4 protein-coding genes are annotated in these 11525 nt (G+C 46.7%); 1 reads left to right on the forward strand and 3 read right to left on the reverse strand.

Annotated features, from left to right (window positions below; all coding sequences use genetic code 11):
- Nucleotides 1-15 precede the first annotated feature (15 nt).
- From HU824_RS15285 to HU824_RS15295, 3 genes are all read right to left on the reverse strand, one after another.
- Nucleotides 16-2898 (reverse strand): TIM-barrel domain-containing protein, encoded by a 2883-nt coding sequence (locus HU824_RS15285; RefSeq protein WP_176469285.1) that lies wholly within the window; start codon nucleotides 2896-2898, stop codon nucleotides 16-18.
- A 138-nt stretch (nucleotides 2899-3036) separates the two neighbouring features.
- Entirely contained in the window at nucleotides 3037-7116 is a 4080-nt protein-coding gene (locus HU824_RS15290; protein WP_255260536.1) for a two-component regulator propeller domain-containing protein, read from the reverse strand.
- Nucleotides 7117-7336: 220 nt separating this feature from the next.
- Nucleotides 7337-9118: a cellulase family glycosylhydrolase gene (locus HU824_RS15295; RefSeq protein ID WP_176469286.1), complete on the reverse strand. Its 1782-nt coding sequence runs from the start codon at nucleotides 9116-9118 to the stop codon at nucleotides 7337-7339.
- 251 nt (nucleotides 9119-9369) lie between these two features.
- Here HU824_RS15295 and HU824_RS15300 point away from each other — a divergent pair, with 251 nt between their 5' ends.
- On the forward strand, nucleotides 9370-10938 hold the full coding sequence (locus HU824_RS15300) for a glycoside hydrolase family 43 protein (RefSeq protein ID WP_176469287.1): 1569 nt from the start codon (nucleotides 9370-9372) through the stop codon (nucleotides 10936-10938).
- Nucleotides 10939-11525: the final 587 nt, after the last annotated feature.

Below are 11525 nucleotides of genomic sequence, written 5' to 3' on the forward strand. Positions count from 1 at the left end.
CGTCTATCATTCCGATTATAATTTTACGGTCTGTGCATTTCCGTCATACTTCACCGTTGTGCCTTTCGCCTTCAAATCGAACGGTTGCGGCTGGTCTTTGCTTACCTTCACTACATTGAAAGTACGTTCCTTCAGCATGCCGGGGAATTCACCCGTACGGTCGCCGATAACCAATGTGCCCTCAGCATCGTTATAGGCAAACGGTATAGTGGCATATTGTCCCTTCTCGTAGTTATAGTTCACACCTTCATCCTCGTAGAGCGTAAATGCGCCGTCCTTGCCCGTATAAACATAGAGTGTGATTTCCGAAGCCGGTTTTTCGTCACTATATTGCATGTCCGGACCATAAGGTACAATAGCACCTTCGCAGACGTAAAGCGGAATACGTTCATAAGGGGCATCCACTGTCAGCTTCCGGCCACCGTCCACATACTTGCCGGAATAGAAGTCATACCAACCGCAGCTTGCCGGAAAATAAACCTCGCGGCTACGTGCACCGTATTCGTAAACCGGAGCCACCATCAAGGCAGAACCGAACATGAACTGGTCGCCTATGTTGTTGACGTTTGCATCGGCCGTGAAGTCCATTACGAGCGGACGCATGATGGTATAATCATCGAAGTAAGTCATACCTGCCAAAGAATAGATATACGGCATCATGTTGTAACGCAGCTTCGTATAGTAAACGATGGAGTTGTAGCACGGATGTCCAGCCGGAGCGATATTCCAAACCTCACGATACGGATACTGGCCGTGTGCACGGAACAACGGGCAGAAAGCACCGAACTGATACCAACGGGTATTCAACTCTCTCCATTCCTTATAATCAGCATTTTCACGTCCGGTCTTGTTGAATTCCAATTGGCCAGCCACATAACGGTTCTCTACACAGAATCCACCGATGTCCATAGTCCAATAGGGAATACCGCTGACAGCAAAGTTCAGGCCGGCAGAGATTTGCGCTTTCATATCTTCCCAGCGAGTAGCGATGTCACCACTCCAGGTGGCGGTAGAATAGCGTTGCAAGCCTGCAAAGCCGGAACGTGTCAACAAAAAGACGCGCTTGTCCGGTTCCACGCCACGCTGTCCGTCATAGATAGCCTCGGCATTCATCAGTGCGTATGCATTGAAAAACTTGGCAGAAGGGCCGAGTGCCGTCGGACCGCAAAGGTCCTTGCGGTACTGCAAGTCCGTACAGTCACGTATATTCGGTTCGCTGGCATCCATCCACCACGCGTCAACACCCAAAGGATAGTAGTGGTCCTGCATCTGTTTCCAGAAAAGCTTACGTGCATCGGAATCATAAGCATCATAGAAAGAACCCAGATAGCCGGGACCTACCCAGTCTTTGATGCTGTCTTTAATAGCCTGCTGGTACATCCAGCCTTTTTCGTCAAATTCCTTGAAGTGTTCCGTCGTAACATAGAACTTGGGCCATACGGAAATCATCAGACGTCCGTTCATGGCATGAATAGAGTCGACCATTCCCTTCGGGTCGGGGAAACGTTCGAGGTCGAACTCATGACTTCCCCAAGAATCCTGCTTCCAATGCAGCCAGTCGATTACGATATTGTCGATAGGAATCTGACGTTCACGGAATTCCTTCAGGGTGGAGAGAACCTCCTCACGCGTATTATACTTCTCACGGCTCTGCCAGTAACCCATCGCCCATTTCGGCATAATCTGAGACTTCCCTGTCAATGTGCGGTAACCGCTAATCACATCGTCCATATCATCACCATAAACGAAATAGTAGTCTATCTCAGACTGCATTTCACCCCACCAGGAGAGTTTGTTCTGTTCTTCATCAGCCACCGGACTTAATGCACGCAGACCGCAGTAAGAGATACCGGCATCGGGCTTCCACTCTATCTTCAGCGGAACGCGGTGGCCCGCTTCCAGATTGACGGCAAACTTGTAGCTGTTAGGATTCCAAGCCGTACGCCAACGTTCGGGAACCACCAACTCATTATCAATATATACTTTCATATAGCCTGCATAGTAAAGTATGAAACGGAACAAACCGCTTTCTGCCGGTTCTATTTCTCCCTCATAAATTACGTCAGCCCCTCCGAACGGGAACTCCGCAGGCAAATTAACCACTTTGTTCAGATGGGCAGCACGGTCCAGATGCTCAAAATAAAGGGAATCCTCACGACGTACAAGGGTTTCTACATCTTTCTTACCCGGAATATATGTACCGGTCAAAGCACCTTCCTTGCCATCTTTATCATAAAGTTTGAAGACATCACCCAGCTGTGAGTAGTCACGCGGGTCACCGAAACGGCAGAGCGAATAGCTGTCCCAAAGCACACCGTAGTTCTTATTAGACACGATGAAGGGTACAGATACCTTTGTATTATATTGGAACAATTCCTCATTCTTAGCTTTATAATTGAACTCATCCGCCTGGTGCTGGCCCAAGCCATAGAAAGCCTCATCATTGCCTGCCGACTGGAATACCTGACGTACTGTATATCCTTTCGTACCTTCCACTTCCACCGGATTAAAAGTCCGTCCGTCAGAGTCTTCAGCCAGAATCTGCTTGCCGTCGGCATCTGTGAAGCGTACCTCACCCGTTGTCTTGGATACGACGGCACATAATTCCGATGTCTTGACAGTCACTTCATCGCCCTGCTCTTCGACCTTAAAGTCAGTCTTATTCTGTTGAGGGATAACAATGAGGCTCTGTTCCTTCGAAAATTCCTTCTCAGGAGTAGCCGATACGTGAATGAGCTTCTCGCCCATCACTTCCAATCTTACTTTACGTACATCCGTCGGTTGCTGTTGCTTGATTTCCACAACAACACCGTTCCCGGTTTTCTGGAATCCGCCTCCGGAACATGCGGTGAGCATCCATCCGGCAAGCAAATAAACTGAAGTGTCTTTCAATTTCATATTATTGTTTTTAAAGTGAATTTTCTCCGATGTAAAAATAAAAAGTCTCCTTCAAAAACGAGTCCTCCCGATGTTGAAACAAAAGGGTACTTTTGATTCTCCTAAAAGAGAATATGTTTCTGTAAGGGGTATCTTTTGTTATTTACCCTCTCTTTCCTGATAAACAGAGGGCAAAACACCGAATTCATCCTTAAAATATTTGCTGAAATACTTGGGGTTGTTAAAGCCTAACTGATACGCTATCTCCGATACATTTTGCTGACTCTCGCGCAGCATCTGCGCAGCTCTTTTCAGACGGATGACACGGATAAATTCAATGGGTGTCTTACCAGTTATCTGCAGGAGTTTTTTGTAAAGATGCACCCGGCTCATGCCCAATTCCCGGCTCAACTCTTCTACGGACAAATCACATCGGCCGATGTTTACCTCCACATATTTGATGGCATTTTCCACCAGTTTTTCATCCAACGAAGTAATGGCTATTTCACTTGGTTCGGGGTCGATGAGCGACTTTGCCTTGCGCTTCTTGCTCAAGTCAATCAGCTTGCGCATACGCAGAATCAGGATTTCCACATTGAAAGGTTTCGTCACATAATCATCCGCACCGATGGTCAACCCCTCCACTTTATCTTCCACAGCCTGCCGTGCAGTGAGCAATATCATCGGAATGTTGCTCGTGCGTTTATCAGTCTTTACCCAGCGACACAGTTCATTCCCATCCATCTCGGGCATCATTACGTCGCTGACAATAATATCCGGCATCAGCTCCGGTATCTTCTGCCAAGCCTCCCGCCCATTGGAAGCAGACTGTATACGGAAATACAATCTCAGACTGTCTTTCATGAAGGCAACCAAATCTTCATTATCATCCACAATCAGGGCCAACGGCTTTTCTTTTTCATCTTCATTATCCTCCATATCGCCCGACAAATCATCCGGAAGCGGTTCTTCTTCCATGCCCGGCAAAAGTTCCTCATGCTCTTCCACCTCTTCTGCAAGCGGTGCAAGCTTGGAAGAACTTACATGCACATGTTTAACCGGAAGCTCAACCAAGAACACACTGCCGGACCCCACATTGTCAACAACGCGCACCGTGCCCTCATGCAGCGTCACAAAGTCGCGTACCAGACTCAAGCCAATACCACTACCCGTTGACTGGAGTTCCGGTTCTTCCTGCTCCACCTGATAGAAACGTTCAAAAATTCGCTCCTTGTCTTCATCCCTGATGCCGACACCAGTATCCGATACCTTTATCAGCAATCTTCCGGACATCTCCTTCGACATTTCCAATGCCACATCCACACGTCCCCCGTCCGGGGTAAATTTGAAGGCATTGGATAGAAGATTCATCACAACTTTACCAATTTTATCCTCGTCAAATGACATATTCAGCGACTCCATAGCCGAAAAAAATGTCAGATGCACATGTTTCTTTTCGGAAAGCATCAGGAAAGAAGCACATATGTTGCGCACATAAGCCACAATATCCCCCTCGGACACGGAAAGATGCAATCCTGCCATCTCATTCTTACGGAAATCGAGCAACTGATTGACCAGATTCAGCAAACGCTGCGCATTGCGGTACATCAGTTGTAGCTTGCCATGCAGCTTTTCGTCCGTAATCTCCTTCATCATACTTTCCATCGGCGATATAATCAGCGTAAGCGGTGTACGCAAGTCATGGCTGACATTCGTGAAAAAGCGGAATTTCATCTGGCTCAACTCCTCCCTCTTCTTCGCATCTTCCTCTATCTGGCGGATTTTAAACCTATTACGTTCCCTTCGTTGTACGGCATAAAGTGAAAAGAAGATGACTCCTACAACCAGAAGAGCATAAACGATATATGCCCACGGAGTCATCCAGAAAGGAGGAAGAATGACAATCTTCAGAGAAGCCTCTTCAGTGCCCGCATATCCGTCACTGTTTGTAGCCTTCACTCTTAATGTATAAGTTCCCGGCGCCAAACTGGTATAGGTGACGCGATGCATATCGGACATACTCGTCAGCCAGTCTCCATTGAATCCTTCCAGTTTATAGAAATATTGTGTCTTTTCGGGCAGCACGAAATTGTCCGAAGCAAACAGTACCGTAAAAACATTCTGCTTATAATCCAGAACAACCTCCCTACTCTGATTCAAAGCCTCCTTCAAGATGACACGTCCTGCATATTCCTCGCCCACCTTCACGTTTTCATTGAACAACTGGAAACCGGTAAACATAATCTTAGGCAACGTGCGGTTATACTTTATGTTGCCCGGCTGGAAGCGATTCAGTCCATACAGTCCTCCCACTACAATCTCGCCCGTATGCAGTCGTTTGAGGGAACGCTGGTTGAAGTCACAACTCTGCAAACCATCCTTGTCATTATAGATATAGCAACGGAACACGGGCTGCTCCGTCTTGCTGTCAACGGACAACACCACGTTTATCAGTTCTCCTCCGGTGCTGATCCATATACTTTTATTTTCATCTTCCGTAATACCCAATATCAATAGTTTGGAGAAACTGGGCTTGATAGGCACTTCGTACAATTCATCCCGTTTGCTGTCATATACATTCAAGCCTTCACGCGTGGCTATCCATAGCAAACCGCGACTATCTTCGTAAACTTGATTGATATTTTGATTGGAAAGCCTCGTCTTACCCGACTTTGTACCTGCAAAATTTGTAATCTCGCCGGTCTTCAAGTCCATGAAAGCCATCCCTGCCGAAGTACCGATAATCAGATTATTGTCACAGCTGATGCAGAGGGATGAGATATAGTCCGACACAAGGTTTGAATTACCTGTAGAATAGGTGGTAAATATCCCCGTCTGAGGATTCAAGCATTGCAATCCTCCCCCCAACGTACCAATCCAGATATTTTTGTCCGCATCTTCTGCCAATGCCCATACATTGTCGTAGACCAGTGAGTTACTGTCTCCCTTACGGGACCGGTAATGGATAAAGCGGTTCCCATCATAGCAATTCAGTCCACCCCAAAAAGTACCTGCCCACACTCTGCCGCTACTGTCCCGAAGAAGGCAGACTATGACATCACTCGAGATAGAGCGGGAATCTGCCGTATGCGAAAAAACCATACGTTCATCTGTCACGCTATTCCAGCGAATCAACCCGCGGTCGTTTGTCCCCACCCATACGATATCACCGCCTCCGTCCTCCACACAATTGATGTCGCCTACATCGGCAATGCCGAACTTGAAGACACTTTCATTATAGAAAGAGACGCCCTTCTTGTAGGTTCCCACCCACATCGTACCGGCCTCATCTTCATAAAGAGCCGTTATTGTATTGTTGGACAGAGTACGCCCGTTATTAGGATCATTCGCCAGACGGATTTTCCTTCCCGCCGGTTCTATCAATTCAACGCCATCCTGATCCTTGCCTATCCATATACATCCATATTTATCCTGTGCCACTGCACGTACAGTATTGTAGGTGTCCGTTCGGGGAGAACGCTGTTCCCAAACCTTCTGAGAAAGGTTATAAATCCACATCCCCTCCACACTGAATATCCATGCTCGCCCACTATGGTCGACAAACAAATCAAAGGTAGCATTCTTTACTTCCCTGCAATCTTCGGCAATACCCGGATTGGTCCACTTGATATTTTGCTTTTCCTCATCTATACAAGCCAAGATACCGTTACTCAGAACCAGCAGGATTCCTTCGCCGCATTCTTTCATGTCGGACACTTCGGCTTTCGCAAGCAGTTCAGCCCCCCCCTTCACTGCTACGGCATTTTTCTGTCCCTCTCTATAGCTGTAAACACCTTTACCATTAATATAGATCCAGAAAGTCTTTTCCTTATCAATATAGACAAGTGAAGGATTTCCGGTCAGACCGACATTCCACATCCAGGCTTCCACATTACGATTGAAAACATCGGAAGCCGAACTGTAAATGGCATACCCGCCTCCTGTACGTATCCACAAATTACCGGACGCATCTTCTTGTATATCCTCGACATAACTATCGGGAAGAGATTTCTCATCATCCTTCTGGCTGCGATAAATCCTTATATCATAACCATCATATCGGTTCAATCCCGAAGCTGTACCAAACCACATGAATCCGTTTGAGTCTTTATAAATGGCATTAACCTGATTATTGGAAAGTCCGTCTTTCACTTCCAAATGTTTAAACATGTAGTTGTGTGAAGCAGCAGAGAAACATACTATCCAAACCCACAAGAGCAGTAGTTGCAGTCTTTTCATACTATCAGAGCTAAGGGAAGTTATTTTTATTGCAAATGAAGTGAAAAACGAACAGAAAAGCAAGGAAAGACAAGGATTTTTAAAGAAGGAGAAGCATATCCCTCGCGGACATACTTCTCCATAACCAATCAAAAAAAACTATATCAACAATCCTTGTAACCTATAAAACCTATTTATATGATACTTTTGAAAACTGTCTTTTATTCTATCCACCACTCAATCAATAAGGGTATTTACCGGCTGCGGCTCCCTTCATGATGCCCTCAATGGCATAAGCCTCCTTCGCCGTAGCCGTACCACGGTTCATGTCACCGCCGGTTTCCCAATAGAAGGGGACACAACCGTGGTTTTTCGCCTCTCGGGTGACTACCTCATTCCAATAGGCGCGGCTCTTGTTGTGCATTTCCTGGTCAATGTCGGGATAGGCAAGTTCGGAAGTACCCTCTATCTTGTCTTCTTTTGTCCGCTTCATGGCGCTGTACTCGCCTACAATCACAGGAATTCCCTTATCTGCATAGGCCGTCTTCATCTTCTGGAATTGCTGCTTCACATAATCTTCTTCATAACCGGTGGCATTATGAATGGAGCCGGACACATGATTGTCCTTACCCCAATAAAGGAATACCTTACCCCAGGTTTCGTCATGGTTCATCATGGTGAACTGATAGGGATCATAGAAGTGGACTTCCACCATCAGACGGTCGGGTACTTCGTCCTTGGGCATCGTGTAGTCGTTCACCGTCTTGTCGATATTGGTATAAGGACCTTGCACAATCAGGCAACGGCTCGCATTATTCCCTCCGGTGGCACGCACGGCATCAATAAAGGTCTGTTCATATTTCAGAATGGCATCTATGGCCGATGTCCCAACGTTCCCCTGGTCTTGCTGTCCGGGCTCGTTACATCCGGCAAAGAGCAGATGCTCGTCATAAGCATTCAGTTTATTGGCAATCTGTGTCCAGATAGCTTTCTGCTTGGCATCTATTTCGCTGCTGTAACCATAAATGATACTCTCTTCGAGCCAACCGCCATCCCAATGGATATTGACAATGGCATACATATCATTGGCTACACAGTAACCCACCACTTCGCTAACCCGGTCGAGCCATGCAGCATCTATCTCATAGGTCGATGGATTCACAATGTAATAATCCCACGCACAAGGGATGCGTACCGCATTAAATCCCAATGCCTTCAGCCCCTTGATATATGCCTCGCTCACTTTAGGATTTCCCCATAACGTTTCGCTCGCTATCTTGTTCTTGTTATCACAAGCTTCCAGCGTGTTGCCGATATTGATACCTGCATACATCTTGGAGGCAAGTGTCCTGGCGTCGCTTCCCATATTGCCGACCTCGCCCGCAGCCTGTTTTATGGTCACAGTCTCCGTCAGGCTACCCAAAGTAAAAGTGATATGGCCATCGCGCGCTCCCAGAGGATTGGGAGAGACGGCAAACTTGAAAATCTTGCTTTCCATGGCATGGGTATTGACCGCCTTTATCCAGGAAACATCGGAAACGGCTTGTACGTCGCCATTGGTTTCTACTACCACAGATACATCTCCTCCCGCAGCAGGCAGGTCGAAAGAAGTAGAGTTGGATATGATTAGTCCGTCCGCAGCCGTCTGCCTCACAGTGAAGCTCCCTACTTCGCTGCCTCCAGCTTTCACCGTTACCCTGGCTTCACGGTCGCTCGTGTCCGTATTGGCTTCTGCCGCAACGGTATACTTCAGAATACTGCTCGAAGCAGAGCTTTCGGCCGTAACCTTGCACCACTCCGGTGCACTGCTGGTAACTTCCAATGCAACGTTTGACTTGATGTTCAGTGTACTTGTTCCTTTGGTCTTGGAGAAAGTCATTCCATCCGTCAGAATGTTCGCAGGAATCGTTATTTCCGGAGTCATAGTATCATCATTGCCGGAACATGCGGCAACGAATGAAGAGAAAAGCAGTGCCGACAGCACCAGGCAAGTTTGGAATTTTCCAATGATATTCTTCATCATGTCTTTACGTATTAAAATAATGGCTAAATCAGTGAAAGCAAAAGTAGCGGAAAAGGCGAAAAACACACCGATGCCATGTTATCTGCAACGGTATCATTTGTTTCCGAATAGGGTTCAAAAGTAATCATTGAATGACATCGGGTACATCCGGCTTGTTTGAACCGAAAGAATACTTTATTTTTGTGTATAAACATTTCCTTCAACTACCCTAATTCATATATCTGATAAACTATTTAAAATACAATGCATTTATGAGAAAGATGATGTTACTTTTAGGACTGGCGCTCACCCTGTCCTGCTTTTCACAAAACCGGCAAGGTTATCAAAATCCCGTTATTCCCGGTTTCCATCCTGACCCGAGTGTCTGCCGCGCAGGAGATGACTTTTATCTGGTCAACAGTAGTTTCCAATATTTTCCGGGCGTACCGTTGTTCCACAGCAAAGACCTCATCAACTGGGAACAAATCGGACACTGCCTGACGCGCCCCTCACAACTGCCGCTTCACGACGCCGGCCCGTGGGGAGGAATCTATGCACCCACCATCCGCTACAACGACGGCACCTTCTACATGATTACCACCAACGTGTCCGACAAAGGCAACTTCCTTGTACACACTACCGACCCGCGTGGCGAATGGTCAGAACCCGTATGGCTCAAGCAAGGCGGCATAGACCCGTCCCTCTATTTTGAAGACGGCAAGTGTTACCTTGTCAGCAATCCGGGCGTAGGTATCTATCTGTGCGAAATCAACCCCAAAACCGGCGAACAACTCAACGAGTCCAAACGCATCTGGAACGGTACGGGTGGACGGCACCCTGAAGGGCCGCACATTTACAAGAAAGACGACTGGTATTATCTGCTGATTTCAGAAGGTGGCACAGAATACGGACACAAAGTGACGATTGCCCGCAGCCACTATATAGACGGTCCGTATGACAGCAATCCTGCAAACCCCATCCTAACCCACATCAACAAGAACGCCCAAGACAGCCCGATACAAGGAACCGGTCATGCCGATTTGGTGCAAGCCCCCGACGGCTCGTGGTGGATGGTCTGCCTTGCTTTCCGTCCTCAATGTGGCACACACCATTTGCTGGGACGCGAAACGTTCCTCGCCCCCGTGCGCTGGGACAAGAATGCCTGGCCAGTGGTGAACGGAGACGGAAGCATCGCCTTGAAGATGGATGTCCCCACCCTGCCACAACAGCCTTTCGCCAAGAAGCCAGTACGCACCGAATTCAAGAACAAGGAATTAGGTTCAGAATGGGTTTATCTTCGGAACTACCATCCGGAGAACTACACCTTTGCTTCCGGCAATCTTCACCTGAAAGCAACCCCTATCGGCCTGAACGACTGGAAAGGCAGTCCCACCTTCGTATGCCGCCGCCAAGAACATATTGATTTTACAGCCACTACTTCCATGCAACTGAAAAAAGCCATCGCCGGCGACGAGGCCGGTCTGACAGTCTACATGTTCGAATCATCCCACTACGACCTATTCGTCAAACAGTTGGAAAACGGGAAACAAGCAGTATCGCTACGTTACCAATTGGGCGAACTGACTCATACGGAAAAGGAAATCATTCTCTCCCAAGGGAAAGTACAACTCCGCGTAAGAGGCAACAATGAACTCTATATGTTCGAGTATGCCACAGACGGCAAGACATTCAAGGAACCAGGCCGGATGAATACACGCTATATCAGCACAGAAACAGCCGGCGGCTTCACAGGAATCATGTTAGGACTATATGCCACCGCCAGTTCCGACGCTTCAAAAGCGTATGCAGATTTCGAATATTTCGACTACGAAAAGAAATAATCTTTCTATCCATAGCCAATAACAGGCCATCCAAACGTAAACAAGCTAATCGCAAAGCCGTCAATCCATTAACAGTCTTTGCAATTAGCTTGTTTATAAGCTTATAGAATCAGGGCTCAGATTCTCACCAATTGTTTTATCAAATGGCAATTCAAATACATAAGCGCATTCACAAGTTTTTTGCCAACAATTCCTATCAAACCGCGTACTATTCACCGTGGTCTTTTACTTAAAAATCAAATGAGGCTGAGTACCTCAAAATATATTTTGAACTCAGCCCCATCCAAACACTCTATAATTTGTAATTGTTAAATTAATCAAACTACGTAAAGAGGAGTAATCAAATATCTCTTTGATAGCTCCTTTTTCGTGTTTTATATACTATATATTTGCTTTATGTTTAATCTATTGTTATACAATTAGAGCCTGTTCAAATTTTCCTCAATAATAATCTTATAGTGGCTAATTTGACCATTTCCTCTGCCGAGTCGAATGTTAGTTCATAGTTTCGGCAGAGCCTTCTATTGTAATCCATCCATGAGAATGTTCTTTCCACAATCCATCTCTTTTGAATGGGTCTGAATCCC

Origin of the sequence: Bacteroides sp. L10-4, assembly GCF_013373675.1 — a bacterium.
Classification (GTDB): Bacteria; Bacteroidota; Bacteroidia; order Bacteroidales; family Bacteroidaceae; genus Bacteroides; species Bacteroides muris.

Coding starts and splice junctions, on each gene's coding strand:
- HU824_RS15285 (WP_176469285.1), bottom strand. CDS start 2,898: ATGAAATTGAAAGACACTTCAGTTTATTTGCTTGCCGGATGGATGCTC.
- HU824_RS15290 (WP_255260536.1), bottom strand. CDS start 7,116: ATGAAAAGACTGCAACTACTGCTCTTGTGGGTTTGGATAGTATGTTTC.
- HU824_RS15295 (WP_176469286.1), bottom strand. CDS start 9,118: ATGATGAAGAATATCATTGGAAAATTCCAAACTTGCCTGGTGCTGTCG.
- HU824_RS15300 (WP_176469287.1), top strand. CDS start 9,370: ATGAGAAAGATGATGTTACTTTTAGGACTGGCGCTCACCCTGTCCTGC.